The organism is Streptomyces sp. NPDC101132 (assembly GCF_044759225.1).
Lineage (GTDB): Bacteria > Actinomycetota > Actinomycetes > Streptomycetales > Streptomycetaceae > Streptomyces.
The window spans coordinates 140,937-154,682 of the sequence record NZ_JBIVYX010000002.1; the positions used below are offsets into that span (position 1 = coordinate 140,937).

Consider the following 13,746-nt stretch of genomic DNA (forward strand, 5'->3'; position numbering starts at 1 on the left):
ACGGGACCCGTCCCCCCCCCCCGCTCAGCGCAGCGCAGCCGGCAGCGGCGCCCCGTGCAAGGCCGTCAGGCCGGACACCGCGCGCGTCAGGCACACGTACAGCCGGCGCAAGCCGGTCCGCTCGTCCGCCTCCCCGTCCACCACGGCCTGCGGCTCGTCCAGCACCACGTAGTCGTACTCCAGACCCTTCGCCAGCGAGGCCGGCACCAGCGTGAGCCGGGACTCGGCCGTCGTCTCCTCGCCGGGGGACAGGTACGGCATGCCCGCCCCGGCCAGCGCCTCCGCCAGCACCGGGATCCGCGCGTCGGCGGCGATCAGCCCGATCGAGCCCTCGTGCGCGAGGGAGGCCCGGCAGGCCTCGACCACGGCCGCCGTCAGCTCGTCCGGCGCCACCTCCGTCACCGCGAGGGAGCCCGGCGTCTCACGGACCGACGACACCGGCGCCAGCCCCGGCGAGATCGACGGCAGCAGCCGCGACGCGTACGCGATCACCTCCCGCGGCACGCGGAAGCCCGCCGTCAGCTCCTCCAGCACCGCCCCCGGCTTGCCCAGGTGGGCCAGCGCCTCGTCCCAGCTGCGCGTGGCCCACGGCGTGGTGCCCTGCGCCAGGTCGCCGAGGACCGTCGCGGACCCGGTCGTGCAGCGCCGGCCCACGGCCCGGTACTGCATCGGGGACAGGTCCTGCGCCTCGTCGAGCACGACGTGCCCGAGGGACGGCGTCCGCTCGACCAGGTCCGCGGCCTCGTCGATCAGCACCGCGTCGGCCGCCGACCACTTCGCCGAGCGCACGCTGCGGAACGGCTTCGCCCACAGGATCCGCTTCCGCTCCTCCTCCGACAGCAGCCCCTCCGCGTGCTCGGCCAGGTACTCGGGGTCGGACAGCAGCCGCAGCACCAGCTTCGCCGGGTCCACCGCCGGCCAGATCTCCTTCACCGCCGCCTTCACGGCCGCGTTGCGGGCCACCGCGTCCTGCACCCGGTCGTCGGGCGCCTCGCCCGCCTGCTCCATGCGCACCAGCACGGCGTGCGCGATGCGCTGCGGCAGGGCGTCGCGGGCCGCCCCGTACCGGATGTCCCGGGCGCGCAACTCCTCCACGATCTCCTGGAGTTCGTACGACGGCACGCGCCACCGGCGCGAACCCCGCACCACCATCAGCGCTTCCTCCGGCAGCGTGACGTGCGCGCGCACGGCGCGCCGCAGCACCTCCGCCATGCGGGCGTCGCCCTTGACCACCGCGGCCTCCGCGGAGTCCGTACCGCGCACCTCGACACCGGGGCGGGCCACCAGGTCGTCGACGGTGGCCTGCTTGACCTCCAGCTCGCCCAGGGCCGGCAGGACCTGCTCGATGTAGTGGAGGAAGGAACGGTTCGGCCCGATCACCAGGGTGCCGGTGCGGGCCAGCCGCTCGCGGTGTGCGTACAGCAGGTACGCGACCCGGTGCAGGCCGACGGCGGTCTTCCCGGTGCCGGGGCCGCCCTGGACGCAGACGCTGCCGGAAAGTCCGGATCGGACAATTTCGTCCTGTTCCGGCTGGATCGTGGCGACGATGTCGCGCATGGGGCCCACGCGGGGGCGCTCGATCTCCTGCTGGAGCAGCTTGCTGACGGCCGCGGACTCCGCGGGGTCGGAGAGGTGCTCGTCCTCGTACGCGGTGAGGTCGCCGCCGGTGTAGCCGAACCGGCGGCGCAGCGCGATGTCCTGAGGGTCCTTCTTCGACGCCCGGTAGAAGGGCTGCGAGACGGGGGCGCGCCAGTCGATCACCATCGGGTCGCCCTCGGCGTCGTGGACGTGGCGGCGGCCGATGTAGAAGCGCTCGCCGCCGGCGCCCTCCGCCAGGTCCGCGCCGGGGGCGTGGAGGTAGTCGAGGCGGCCGAAGAAGAGCGGGGTGTCGGCGAGGTCGGCGAGGGCCTTGATGCGGTCCTCGATCTGCGCGGTCAGGATCAGGGCGTTGACCCAGTTCGCGGTGACGTCGCGGATGTCGAGGGACTCGACGTCCTCGCGCATCGCGCGGAGCGCGGAGCGGGATGCGGCCAGGTGGGCGCGCTCGCGGGCGAGGGGGTCGTCGGCGTGGGCGTCGTGGGCGCCCGGGACGCCCTCGGTGTCAGAGGCGTCCGGCGCATCAGAGGCGTCCGGGACGTCCGATGCGTCCGGGCTACCCGGCCGGTCCGGGCCGTCCTGGGCGTCGTGGGGGAGGCCGAGCGGGTGCGCGTCGGCGGGCGGGGTCGCGGGATCGGGGGCGTGCGCGGGCACGGAACTGCCTCCAGCTATGGATTCCTCAAGGTTCAGTGAAGCGTGGCCGGCCGGTTTCCGTCCGGTCGGCGGCACTCCCCGTGGCGCGGCGGGAGGCGGCAAGACCGGCGATTGTAGTCCGCGGCCGACCGGGGCGCGAACGGATTCCGGAGCGGTGCGGGGCCCCGTCCCGGCTGCTCCGTCCGGGGCCCCGGCCCGCCCTCGGAACCGCGGCCCGCTGCCCCGCGCTCTCCGCGCCCGGCCTGTTCTCCGGCCCCGGCCCGCACTCCGCGCCCGGCCCGCACTCCGCGCCCGGCCCGCACTCCGCGCCCTGCCCGCACTCCGCGCCCGGCTCCCGGCTCTCCTCCCCCGGCCCGCACTCCGCGCCCGGCCCGCATTCCGCGCCCGGCTCCCGGCCCTGCACCCGGCCCGCTCTCCTCCCCCGGCCCACTCCCTCGGGTTCCTCCCCGCCTGCTTACTACGGCCGTCCCTACGGGGTCGGATGGGACCTTCGGTAGATCTCTGGGGGGAGGGGATGCCCCGGGAGTATGACGCGAGGGGCTCAGAGGATGGCTCCGTAGAGCGATGTGCGGGGCGGGCGGAAAAAGGACCATGGATCCATGAGCACCGCAACCTTCAACCCGGTCCAGGGCGGCCGCCACAGCAGCGCGGCCGCCACCTCCTCCGACGCCTCCGCCCGCCTCCGCGGCGGCGGCATCTTCCGCGCCGCGCGGGTCTTCGCGGCGACCGCCGTCAGCGTGGTCCTCCTCGGCGAGTACGCCGAGGACGCAGGAGTTATACGTCGCTGACCGAGCGCCCGGGGTCCTCGGGGGACCCGGACGCCTTGCCGTACCAGGGAGCCCGCACAAGCACAGGCTCCCGCGTCACGCCCTACTCGGGCTCGCCGGCCAGCAGCTGGTCGGCGTCCATGATCCGGTAGGCGTAGCCCTGCTCGGCCAGGAAGCGCTGCCGGTGCGCCGCGAAGTCCTGGTCGATCGTGTCCCGCGCCACCACCGAGTAGAAGCGCGCCTCGTGGCCGTCCGCCTTCGGCCGCAGCACCCGGCCCAGCCGCTGGGCCTCCTCCTGACGCGAACCGAACGTTCCCGACACCTGGATGGCGACCGTCGCCTCCGGCAGGTCGATCGAGAAGTTCGCCACCTTCGACACCACCAGGACGTTGATCTCCCCCTGGCGGAAGGCGTCGAACAGCTTCTCCCGCTGGGCGTTCGAGGTCTCGCCCTTGATCACGGGCGCGTCCAGGTGCTCGCCCAGCTCGTCCAACTGGTCGATGTACTGCCCGATGACCAGCGTCTGCTCGCCGCGGTGCCGGGCCACCAGCGCCTCGGTCACCTTCCGCTTCGTGGCGGTGGTCGCACAGAAGCGGTACTTCTCCTCCGTCTCGGCCGTCGCGTACGCCAGCCGCTCGCTCTCGGTCAGGTTGACCCGCACCTCGACACAGTCGGCCGGGGCGATGTAGCCCTGCGCCTCGATCTCCTTCCACGGCGCGTCGAACCGCTTGGGCCCGATCAGGGAGAAGACGTCGGACTCCCGTCCGTCCTCGCGGACCAGCGTGGCCGTCAGGCCCAGCCGCCGGCGTGCCTGCAAGTCGGCGGTGAACTTGAAGACCGGCGCGGGCAGCAGGTGCACCTCGTCGTAGACGATCAGGCCCCAGTCGCGCGAGTCGAAGAGCTCCAGGTGCGGGTAGACGCCCTTCCGCTTGGTCGTCAGCACCTGGTAGGTCGCGATCGTGACGGGCCGGATCTCCTTGCGCGTACCGCTGTACTCGCCGATCTCGTCCTCGGTCAGCGAGGTGCGCTTGACCAGCTCGTGCTTCCACTGGCGGGCGGAGACGGTGTTGGTCACCAGGATCAGCGTGGTGGCCTTGGCCTCGGCCATGGCGCCCGCGCCGACCAGGGTCTTGCCGGCGCCGCAGGGCAGCACCACGACCCCGGAACCGCCGTGCCAGAAGCCGTCCACGGCCTGCCGCTGGTACGGGCGGAGCGACCAGCCGTCCTCGCGGAGGTCGATGGGGTGCGCCTCGCCGTCGACGTAACCGGCCAGGTCCTCGGCCGGCCAGCCCAGCTTCAGCAGGGTCTGCTTGATCTGCCCGCGCTCGGAGGGGTGGACGGCGACGGTGTCGGGGTCGATCCGCTGGCCCACCAGCGGAGTGATCCGCTTGGACCGCAGGATCTCCTCCAGCACCGGCCGGTCCGTGCTGGTCAGCACCAGTCCGTGCGTCGGGTGCTTGGACAGGGTCAGCCGGCCGTACCGGGCCATGGTCTCGGCGACGTCGACGAGCAGTGCGTGCGGCACCGGGTAGCGGGAGAACTCGACGAGCGCGTCCACCACCTGCTCGGCGTCGTGCCCGGCGGCGCGGGCGTTCCACAGCCCCAGCGGCGTCACCCGGTAGGTGTGGATGTGCTCCGGAGCGCGCTCCAGCTCGGCGAACGGCGCGATGGCGCGGCGGCACGCGTCGGCGAGCTCGTGGTCGACCTCGAGGAGGAGCGTCTTGTCGCTCTGGACGATGAGGGGCCCGTTCACGCTGTTCCCTTCACGGTGGAGTGGCGGCCCGGCAGCGGCAGCGCGGGGCCAAACCTCCAGTGTGCCGTACGGCACCACCAAGCGGCGGCGCGACGGGAACCGGGGCCGCAGGGGGCGTCAGAGGAGTTCGGTCCAGAGGAAGGCGATCGTGGCGAGGCAGAGGAGGCTCAGCAGGGACCAGCCGGCGCCGGACGGGTCGGGGTCGCCTTCGAGCCGGAAGCGCTCCGGCCTGCGCGGATCGTGCACGACCACCGTGAAGTCGCCGTCGGCGAAGCGCGGCTGGAGCGTGCCGTACGCGGCCTCCCGCTCCACCCTGCGGCCGTCCTCGGCGGTGAAGGCGACGACCGGGTGGTGGCGCACGTCCCCGGCGCCGTCCTTCCGCGTCGTCACGGAGAGCACCTCCGCCTCCGCGGGCCTGCCTCCGCTCTCCAGGCGCCACGCGCTCCACGCCTTCGCGAGCCCCAGCCAGGCGACGCCGCCGAGGAAGGGGGTGAACACCAGGAGCAGCCAGATCGCGCCCGCCATGCCGGTCCCCTAACCGTTGATGTGGGACAGGCCGCCTTCAGGGGCGGGGTAGGGGCGTTCCTCGGGGAGGAGGGCCCGGGCCGCGGTGTCGTCGCCGGCGCGCACGAGGGCGTGGACCTGCCGGGCCAGCGGGGTGACGTCGCGGATGGAGACCGTCCACTCGTCGGCGTACGCGCGGGACAGGCTGCCCGAGAGGCCCAGCTGGAGGGAGCGGTGGGGGAGAGGATTCAGCCGCAGGTCCCGCTCGGGGTCCCACTGCACCCGCGCCTCGGTCTCCCGCAACTGCCGCCGCCACGCCTCGCGGTCGGGGTGCACGGCGGGCTCGTGGTGCGAGAGGCAGGCACCGCGCAGCGCCCGGTCGAAGCCCTCGCGGGCGATCTCGACGGCCAGCACTATCTCCTGGTCGGCCTTGGTGCCCCAGCCGCAGCGGTACATCATCCACAGGAAGCTGGGCTTGATCCACGTCATCCGGTCGCGCTTCCAGGCGCCGGGAAGCCGCCCGTTCCGCACCGCGGGCTTCCCGATGTGCGGCCCGTACGCCTGATACACCGTCACGGTCCGCTCGCCGTAGAGGGCGCGGATCTGCCGGTCCTGCTGTCGCTGCATGGAGCCACCCTGCGCCGACCGGCCTCCCCCCGGCCACCGGTTTTCCGCGGGCGGCACCGCCGGGGCGCCGGGTGGTGCGGCCGGTCAGATGTGGTCTTCCGCCAGTTCGGCCACGCCCGTGATGCGGTGGAGGGGGTACGTGCGGACCTCGTCGGCGGTGTGGTCGTAGCCGGTGACGAAGCCGCCCTCGACGCGGACGGGGGCGATCACGCGCTGCGAGGCGGCGCCGTCGGCGTTGACGTAGCCGATCCAGACCGCGGTGCCGGTGAGCGCGGCGGCCTGGACGGTGGCCAGGGTCTCCGCGGCGCTGGTGCGGGGGAGTTCGCCCGGGGCCGCCGCGGCGGCCGGTGCCGGTTCCTTGCGGACCGCCGTCGCCGCCAGGTCGCCGGCGCGGATGGCCCGTACCGCCGCGCCCAGGAGCGTCGCGTCCGGCACCGGCGGGCCCTCCGGCACCGGTACCGGGGCGGTGCGCGGCGGGGTGCGGTGGGCGTCGGCCCGGGCCACCAGCACGTCGCCGGTGGCGGATTCGGCGGCCGGCGCGAAACCCATCGCGCGCAGTCCCTCCAGCAGGGTGGTCGGGTCGGCCTGCGAGGCCAGCACGGTCGGCGCCAGCCGCCGCAGCCCGAGTCCCTGGGAGCGCTTGTCCGCCAGGATCTCGCCCAGCATCGCGTCGTCGTCGCAGCGGACGTACGAGGAGGCCGCGCCCACCCGCAGGTGTCCGTGGCGGCGCGCCACGTCGTCGATCAGGTAGGCCAGCGGCTGCGGCACCGGCGTGCGGCTGTGCTCGGCGAGGAAGGCGTGCAGGTCGGAGGCGGCCCGCCCGGCGTCCAGCGCGCGGCGCACGGAGGCGGGCGTGAAGCGGTAGACCGTCGCGCCGCCCTTCGACTCGACGTCCGCCAGTACGGACAGCGTGTCGGCGAGGTGACGTTCCAGCGGCCCGGGGGCCACCGCGGTCAGGTCGGCCTGGAGCAGTACGTGGTCCACGGGCGCCGGCAGCAGCGGGGCGAGCAGTGCGCCGACGGCCTGCCGGAGCGCCTTCCCCTCCAGGGCGGAGTCGGTGCCCGGCTGCGCTGCCGTGCCCGCGCCCGTACGCGTGCCCGTGTCCTGGCCCGCGGGCCCGTGCGGGTGACCGTGGCCGTGTCCGAAGCCGTGCGCGGGCGGCGCCGCGAGCAGTGGGCGCGCCTGCGTCGCCAGGGCGCCCCGGCCCGTGACGCCCAGCAGCTCCGCCTCGGCCAGCGCCCACCGGGCCAGCCGGGCCCGCAGGTCGCTCGTACCGCCGCGCACCGGCCGCTCCCAGTCCAGCCGGGCCAGCAGCGTCTCCGGATCCGGGGCGCCGCCCTCGGGGAGCGCGCCGAGGAGTTCGAGCACCCGGCGGCGCACCTCGGGCGCGGCGGAACGGTCCAGCTCCGGGCCCATCGCGGACAGGGTCCGCCCCTTGCCGTCCTGTTCCCCGACCAGGCCCGGCACGCGGGTGGCGGGCAGCCACGCCACCGCCAGGGCCGCCCACCGGTCGTGGGCCGGGAGGTCCAGCCACTCGTCGTACGCGGGCGTGGGCGCGTACCGCTCGTCGGCCTCGCCGTCGCTGGCCAGCAGCCCGGCCGCGTAGGCGAGTTCGATCCAGAAGGCGGCCGTGGTCTCGGGCACGTCGAGGGTGGCCGCGGTGCGCTTCAGGTCGCGTACGGCCAGACCGCCGGCGCGCAGCACCAGCGGGCCGCCGTGCTCCCAGGAGGTGAGCAGCTCCTCGACGGTGGCGACGGCGGCCAGTGCCTGGCCGGCCGCGTTTCCGTCCACAAGCTGTGGACGGTGCGTCTTCGCCGCCTCCACGGGCGGCGCCACCGGGTCGGGCGTCCGGTGCGCCCGGCCGTCACGCAGGTGCAGCGCCACCTCGCGGGGCAGCACGACGGTCCGCGCCGAGGTCGGCAGCAGCAGCCCGCGGTCGCGCAGCCAGCGCACGGGCGGGGCCGGGTTGGGGGTGACCTCGCCGTAGGGCGGTCCCCAGACCAGCCGGGCCAGCACCTGGTGCGCCTCGGCGGGGGCGCCGTCGAGCAGGGCGGCCATCCGCCGCCGGTCGGTGAACAGGCCGGTGAGGGCGGTCACCGCGGACACCGGGTCGTGGGTGGCCGGCAGCCCGGCGGCGGCCACGATCTCCTGGACCCGGCCCGGCGACATGCCGGCGGTGGCCTCGGCGACGGTCGGGCCGAGGCCGGTGGGGGAGGGACGGGAGGCGGCGGGGGCGAGGAGCTCGCGGGCGGTGCGGACCAGGCGGAGCCGGGTGTCGTCGCCCCAGAGGAGGGCCTGCGCGCGCAGCCGGGCCACGGCGTGGGGCAGGGCTGCCCGTACGTCGGCGGGGGTGACGGCGGGGGCGTCCGCGCCGGAGGGCTCGTACGGCTCCGCGCCGTCGCCTGTCATCAGGCGCTCCAGCACCTCGTACGGGCACGGGTCCGGCGCCACCGCGAGGGCCTCGGCGGTCTGGAGGGCGAAGCGGTCGAGGCGTTCCAGGGCCCGTACGACGGAGGCGCGGGTGCCGGCGCGGGTGGCGAGCTGCGTGAGGTCGTTCGGCACGGGGCTCAGCAGGTCGGGCCGGGCCCGCAACAGCGCACCGAGCGCCGCGTCGTCCTGGGCCCGGAGGGCTTCGGCGAGGGAACGAGGGGCGGCGGGGGTGGGGGCGGTGACGGTGAGGCCGGTGGCCTCGGCGGGGCCCGTGGGGTCGGGGCCCGCGGCGTCGGGGGTGGCGGGGGCGTTTCCCGTGCCGCTGTCGGCGCCCGCAGGGCCACCGGTACCGGACGCGGAGGCGGTGGCGTCGTGGCCGGAGGCGTCGGCCGGGGCGGGTTCGGGGGCGGTGTCCGGGGCCGTCTGCGACGCGGTGGAGGGTCCGGTCGCGGAGCCGGGCTCGGCGCCGGCCGCCGGGCCGGCGGTGGGCTGCGGGCTGTGCGGGGTGTCGGACACGTTCGCCTCCTGGTCCATCCGGCCAACGTTAGCCCCTGCGCGAGATCCCGCCGAGTGTCCGGCCCACGCGCTACCTTCGCTTCAGGCGAGAGGGGCGGGAGGGGACGCGCGTGGGGATCGAGAGCGACCAGCTGGTCTACGACTACCTGAGCCGGGTCGGCGACCTGGCCCAGCGCCGGCAGCTGCCGTCCGGCGACCGGATGCGCCTGGTCTCGACGCTGCGGAACGAGATCGACCGCCAGCGCGCCCGGTACGAACCGGAGACCCCGGCCTCGGTGCGGCGGATCCTCGACCGGCTGGGGAGCCCGGAGGAGGTCCTGGACTCGGTCGCGGACGGCGGCCCGGCGGTGCCGCCCGCGCCGCCGGAGCCGGACCCGGCGCCCGCGGTGCCGGCCCAGCGGGAGCCTCGGGCGCCGCGGGGGACGCTGCGGTTCGGCAGGGCGGCCAGGGAAGCGGCCCGGGAGGCCGACGTGCCGCCGCCCCGTTCCGCCACCGCTCCGGCCCCGCCGCACCTGGCCGGCCTCGACGAGCTCGGCGACTCCGACGGCGAGCCCGACTGGTGGCGGGTCGAGCCGGCGCCCTTCGGGCCGGGCACCCAGGTCGAGGGCTTCTCCGGGGGCATCGAGATCCCGGAGCTGCTGAAGCGGCCGGTGACGGACGAGGACGCGGAGCCGGCCGCCGAACCGGAGGCCGGCCCGGCGGTGCCGCGGAAGCCGGTGGGGCGGGTGCGGACGGTCGTACGCGCCCTCCGCGAGCGGCGCGAGGCGAAGGCGGCCGCCGCCGGTGCGCAGCCGGAGGCGGCGCCGGAACCGGTGCCGGCCGCGGCCGCCGCTCCGGCCCGGGTCAAGCCGCACGCCTTCCTGCTGCTGGCCGCGGCCGTGCTGGTGGCGGGGGCGGTGAGCGGGTACTGGATGGTGCTCGCGGTGGGCTGGCTGCTGGCGTACGGGTCGCGGACCATGACGCTCACGGAGCGGAAGTGGGTGGTGCTGGGGCTGCCGGGGCTGGTGCTGGCGACCGCGGTGGTCTGGATCTGGGGCCGCAGCACGGAGCGGTGGGGTGCGCCGCTGGGGCCCGACGGGGTGACCGAGGCCTTCACCGACCTCCGCTGGTGGGTCGTCCGGGCCGCCGCCGTCGCTTCGGCGGCGTATCTGGTCTGGCGGTCGCGCCGCCCCTGACCTCCGTGGGGGCGCAGATCTCCTGCCGGACGCCGTGCCGGCCCGCGGCCCCCGGCGTTCCGGCCTGCCGGTTGCGTTGCGGGTGCGGGGCAGCCGGGGATTCGCGGGGCTCGGGTGCTGGTCCGGGGGCCTGGTGGGCCGGGGTCTGTGGGGGTTCACCTCGTGGTCGGGGCGGGATCAGGTCGTGTTACCCCGTTCGGGCGGCGGGGTCGGCAGAATGGCCGCATGAACCAGACCGGTCCCGCCCGCCCGTTCACCGTCGGCTTCGACCTCGACATGACGCTCATCGACTCGCGCCCCGGCATCCACGCCACCTACCTGGCGCTGTCCAGCGAGACGGGCACCTACATCGACGCCGACGCCGCGGTCACGCGGCTGGGACCGCCGCTGGAGGAGGAGCTGGCCAACTGGTTCCCGGCGGACCGCCTGGAGGCCGCGGCCGACCGGTACCGCGCGATCTACCCGACCCACGCCATCGCAGCCACCCCCGCCATGCCGGGCGCGCTCGCGGCCGTCGCCGCCGTCCGCGAGCTCGGCGGCCGGGCGATCGTCGTGACGGGCAAGTACCAGCCCAACGCCCGCATGCACCTCGACCACGTCGGCATCGAGATGGACGCGGTGATCGGCTGGCTGTGGGCCGAGGCCAAGGCGGAGGCGCTGCGCGAGTACGGCGCCACCGTGTACGTCGGGGACCACGTCGGTGACGTGCGCGGTGCGCGCGAGGCCGGCGCGCTGTCGGTGTGCGTGCCCACCGGGCCCTGCGGTGCCGACGAACTGCGGGCCGCCGGCGCCGACGTCATCCTGTCCGACCTCACGGAGCTGCCGGCCTGGCTGGCGGAGTACGCGGCTGCCGCCGAGTTCGCCCCGCTGGTGCCGTGAGCCGTGGTGGCCGGGGCCCTGCTGTCGGGGCCCTGCTGTCGGGGCGCTGACGGCGGGGGCCTGGTGCCCGGGTCTGGTGCCGGGCACGCGCCGGGTGGTTGCGCGCGGCTGTTGACGGGTGCGCGGAGTGCGGCCGCGCCGGGCGGGCGGTGTCGGGGGTGCAGCCGTGCGACCGGCCGGCCGGCCGGTTCGGACCCGGGGCCCAGGGGCCCTCAGGGCGTGCTGCGTGCCGCCCGGCGGCGTGGTGCGGCGGCGGCCGGGCGGAGTGACGGGCCGGCCACCGGCCCTCAGGGTGTGTTGCGCGTCGCTTCGCGGCGTTGTGCGGCGGCCGAGCGGAGGACGCCCGCTCCCGCCACCGCGAAGCCGACGCCCATCAGCATGCAGACCGCGTACGCGACCGGCGGGAAGGGGTCGGTGCCGAGGAACAGCGGCGCCATCGTCACGAGCGTGGCCACCGCGCCGACGATGAAGACGATGCCGCCCGCGCGCACCAGCCCGTCGCCGGGCCGGGACTCGTCGCGGGGGTCCCGCGGGCCGGCGGCGTGAGCTTCGGCGGAATGGCCGGGAAGAGGAGTACCAGTCACCCGACCAGGGTAGTTCCCAGGCCGAAGGAAGCACCGGGGGACGTCTTGTCAGCCGCCCCGGGACCATTAGCCTGGTGGATGGCGGGTCGCGACGACCCGCTGTACTGCTATCCAGAGCCGTTTTTCGCGGCTCACAGGACCCGACGAGCACAAGGACAAGAGGACAGACGTGCCTACCGGCAAGGTCAAGTGGTTCAACAGCGAGAAGGGCTTCGGCTTTCTCTCCCGGGACGACGGCGGAGACGTCTTCGTCCACTCGTCCGTGCTCCCTGCCGGGGTCGACTCACTCAAGCCCGGCCAGCGCGTCGAGTTCGGCGTCGTCGCCGGTCAGCGCGGTGACCAGGCACTTTCGGTGACGGTTCTGGAGCCGGCGCCCTCCGTCGCGGCCGCCCAGCGCCGCAAGCCCGACGAGCTCGCCTCGATCGTGCAGGACCTGACGACGCTGCTGGAGAACATCACGCCGATGCTGGAGCGGGGCCGCTACCCCGACAAGGTGCACGGCACGAAGATCGCCGGCCTGCTGCGGGCCGTCGCCGACCAGCTGGACGTCTGACGCACGGTCCGCGGACACGGTCAAACGTCTGTGCCCCGCCACCCGAAGGGGTGGCGGGGCACAGACGTTCGTCAGGCCGGGAACGCCAGCGCGTCCGGCCGCAGCGCCGGTACGAGCCCCTCGGCGGCCGCCCGCGTCAGCAGCCCCCGCACGGCCGCATAGCCCGATTCGCCCAGGTTTGCGGTGAACTCGTTGACGTACAGGCCGATGTGCTGGTCCGCCACCCCCGGCGCGAGCTCCTGCGCGTGCGCCCGTACGTACGGCCGCGAGGCCTCCGGGTCGTCCCAGGCCATCCGCACGGACGTACGGGCCGCCTCGGCCAGCGCCCGCAGCGTCTCCTCGCCCAGCGACCGCCGCGCGACGATCGCGCCCAGCGGGATCGGCAGCCCGGTCGTCGACTCCCAGTGCTCGCCCATGTCCGCGAGGCAGTGCAGCCCGTACTCCTGGTACGTGAACCGCGCCTCGTGGATCACCAGTCCCGCGTCCACCCGGCCGTCGCGCACGGCCGGCATGATCTCGTGGAACGGCATCACCACCACCCGCCCCACCGGCTCCGGCAGCACGTCCGCCGCCCACAGCCGGAAGAGCAGGTACGCCGTCGACCGCTCGCTCGGCACCGCGATGGTCCGCCCGCCGAGGTCCAGGCCCGGCTCCCGCGTCAGCACCAGCGGCCCGCAGCCCCGGCCGAGCGCGCCCCCGCAGGGCAGCAGCGCGTACTCGTCCAGCACCCAGGGCAGCACCGCGTACGAGACCTTGAGCACGTCGAACTCCCCGCGCTCGGCCATCCCGTTGGTCAGGTCGATGTCGGCGAAGGTGACGTCGAGGCCGGGGGCGCCGGGGATCCGGCCGTGCGCCCAGGCGTCGAAGACGAAGGTGTCGTTCGGGCAGGGCGAGTACGCGATCCGCAGCGGTCCCGCCGCCGGTCCGGCCACGGAGGGCTTCGCCGTCGCCGGTTCCGTTGCCGGTTCAGTCGTTCCGGGCATCGTGCCTCCAGGTCTGGAGTACGGGTACGAGACGGTGGACGCCCTCCGTGAGGGCCGCGAGCGCGTCGCCGATCCGCCAGGCGGCCCGGTCACGCGGGCCCACCGGGTTGGACACGGCACGGATCTCCAGGACCGGGACGCCGTGCGCCGCGGCGGCCTCGGCGACGCCGAAGCCCTCCATGGCCTCGGCCCCGGCCAGCGGGTGGCGGGCGGCCAGTTCGGCGGCGCGGGCGGCCGTACCGGTGACGGTGGAGACGGTGAGGACGGGCGCGAGGAGTGCCCCGGTGGCCTCCGCGACCCGGGCGGTGAGGTCGGCCGGCGGCAGGTGGGCGGCACGGCCGAAGCCCAGCTCCTCGACGGTCAGGAAGCCGTCCGGGGTCTGGGCGCCGAGGTCGGCGGCGACGATCGCGTCGGCGACGACGAGGGAGCCGACGGGCGCGGCGGGCTGGAAGCCGCCGCCGATGCCGGCCGAGACGACGAGGGAGTACGGGTGCTCCGCCGCGGCCAGGGCCGCGCCGGTGGCCGCCGCCACGGCGGCCGGACCGACGCCCCCGGCCAGCACGTCGAAGGCGAGGCCGGGTACGTCGTAACGGGTGACCGAGCGGCCCCCGGGCAGGGAGCGGCTGCGCGCGTCGTGGTCCGCCGGGTCCGGATGAGGGGTCAGACCGGCGGCGACGGAGTCGGCCTCCGCCGCCACCGCGGTCACGATGAGCGCGCGCACCCTG

General features: G+C 75.5%; 12 protein-coding genes. 4 read left to right on the top strand and 8 right to left on the bottom strand.

The annotated features are described in order from the left end of the window. Positions 1 to 24: 24 nt before the first annotated feature. Positions 25 to 2,004: a HelD family protein gene (locus ACIQUR_RS04960; protein ID WP_403659804.1), complete on the bottom strand. Its 1,980-nt coding sequence runs from the start codon at positions 2,002 to 2,004 to the stop codon at positions 25 to 27. Positions 2,005 to 2,849: 845 nt separating this feature from the next. On the opposite strand from ACIQUR_RS04960, the gene ACIQUR_RS04965 reads away from it, so the two are divergent. Further along, positions 2,850 to 3,038, top strand: a complete 189-nt coding sequence (locus tag ACIQUR_RS04965; RefSeq protein WP_403658403.1) for a hypothetical protein — start codon at positions 2,850 to 2,852, stop codon at positions 3,036 to 3,038. 82 nt (positions 3,039 to 3,120) lie between these two features. Here the strand turns inward: ACIQUR_RS04965 and ACIQUR_RS04970 are convergent, their stop codons facing one another. The 4 genes from ACIQUR_RS04970 to ACIQUR_RS04985 form a co-directional block, all read right to left on the bottom strand. Further along, positions 3,121 to 4,770 carry a DNA repair helicase XPB gene (locus ACIQUR_RS04970; protein ID WP_403658406.1) on the bottom strand — a complete coding sequence of 550 codons (1,650 nt, stop codon included), beginning with the start codon at positions 4,768 to 4,770 and terminating at the stop codon, positions 3,121 to 3,123. Between the two features lie 117 nt (positions 4,771 to 4,887). Continuing rightward, positions 4,888 to 5,295, bottom strand: coding sequence for a DUF3592 domain-containing protein (locus ACIQUR_RS04975; protein WP_403658409.1), 408 nt, complete (start codon positions 5,293 to 5,295; stop codon positions 4,888 to 4,890). A 9-nt stretch (positions 5,296 to 5,304) separates the two neighbouring features. After that, the gene (locus ACIQUR_RS04980) at positions 5,305 to 5,901 is read right to left on the bottom strand and encodes a DUF4291 domain-containing protein (RefSeq protein ID WP_403658412.1); all 597 of its coding nucleotides are present in this window, start codon (positions 5,899 to 5,901) and stop codon (positions 5,305 to 5,307) included. A gap of 84 nt (positions 5,902 to 5,985) precedes the next feature. Further along, a complete protein-coding gene (locus tag ACIQUR_RS04985; RefSeq protein ID WP_403658415.1) occupies positions 5,986 to 8,865 on the bottom strand; it encodes a helicase-associated domain-containing protein in 2,880 nt (959 codons plus the stop codon). Between the two features lie 92 nt (positions 8,866 to 8,957). Between ACIQUR_RS04985 and ACIQUR_RS04990 the strand changes: the two genes are divergently transcribed. Both ACIQUR_RS04990 and ACIQUR_RS04995 read left to right on the top strand, forming a co-directional pair. Then, a complete protein-coding gene (locus ACIQUR_RS04990; RefSeq protein WP_403658418.1) occupies positions 8,958 to 10,022 on the top strand; it encodes a hypothetical protein in 1,065 nt (354 codons plus the stop codon). A gap of 225 nt (positions 10,023 to 10,247) precedes the next feature. Next, on the top strand, positions 10,248 to 10,901 hold the full coding sequence (locus ACIQUR_RS04995; protein ID WP_403658421.1) for an HAD family hydrolase: 654 nt from the start codon (positions 10,248 to 10,250) through the stop codon (positions 10,899 to 10,901). A 287-nt stretch (positions 10,902 to 11,188) separates the two neighbouring features. Here ACIQUR_RS04995 and ACIQUR_RS05000 read toward each other — a convergent pair whose 3' ends face one another. Further along, on the bottom strand, positions 11,189 to 11,395 hold the full coding sequence (locus tag ACIQUR_RS05000) for a hypothetical protein (RefSeq protein ID WP_403659806.1): 207 nt from the start codon (positions 11,393 to 11,395) through the stop codon (positions 11,189 to 11,191). Positions 11,396 to 11,654: 259 nt separating this feature from the next. Between ACIQUR_RS05000 and ACIQUR_RS05005 the strand changes: the two genes are divergently transcribed. Beyond that, positions 11,655 to 12,038, top strand: a complete 384-nt coding sequence (locus ACIQUR_RS05005; protein WP_399939265.1) for a cold-shock protein — start codon at positions 11,655 to 11,657, stop codon at positions 12,036 to 12,038. 71 nt (positions 12,039 to 12,109) lie between these two features. Here the strand turns inward: ACIQUR_RS05005 and ACIQUR_RS05010 are convergent, their stop codons facing one another. Continuing rightward, positions 12,110 to 13,021: a 1,4-dihydroxy-6-naphthoate synthase gene (locus ACIQUR_RS05010; protein WP_403658425.1), complete on the bottom strand. Its 912-nt coding sequence runs from the start codon at positions 13,019 to 13,021 to the stop codon at positions 12,110 to 12,112. Further along, a complete protein-coding gene (locus tag ACIQUR_RS05015; RefSeq protein ID WP_403658428.1) occupies positions 13,005 to 13,742 on the bottom strand; it encodes a futalosine hydrolase in 738 nt (245 codons plus the stop codon). The genes ACIQUR_RS05010 and ACIQUR_RS05015 overlap by 17 nt, the downstream gene beginning before the upstream one ends. Positions 13,743 to 13,746: the final 4 nt, after the last annotated feature.

What these genes read in the sequence shown, in the direction of transcription:
- ACIQUR_RS04985 (WP_403658415.1), bottom strand. Translation starts at nt 8,865, where the DNA reads ATGGACCAGGAGGCGAACGTGTCCGACACCCCGCACAGCCCGCAGCCC.
- ACIQUR_RS04980 (WP_403658412.1), bottom strand. Translation starts at nt 5,901, where the DNA reads ATGCAGCGACAGCAGGACCGGCAGATCCGCGCCCTCTACGGCGAGCGG.
- ACIQUR_RS04965 (WP_403658403.1), top strand. Translation starts at nt 2,850, where the DNA reads ATGAGCACCGCAACCTTCAACCCGGTCCAGGGCGGCCGCCACAGCAGC.
- ACIQUR_RS04995 (WP_403658421.1), top strand. Translation starts at nt 10,248, where the DNA reads ATGAACCAGACCGGTCCCGCCCGCCCGTTCACCGTCGGCTTCGACCTC.
- ACIQUR_RS04960 (WP_403659804.1), bottom strand. Translation starts at nt 2,004, where the DNA reads ATGCGCGAGGACGTCGAGTCCCTCGACATCCGCGACGTCACCGCGAAC.
- ACIQUR_RS04975 (WP_403658409.1), bottom strand. Translation starts at nt 5,295, where the DNA reads ATGGCGGGCGCGATCTGGCTGCTCCTGGTGTTCACCCCCTTCCTCGGC.
- ACIQUR_RS05010 (WP_403658425.1), bottom strand. Translation starts at nt 13,021, where the DNA reads ATGCCCGGAACGACTGAACCGGCAACGGAACCGGCGACGGCGAAGCCC.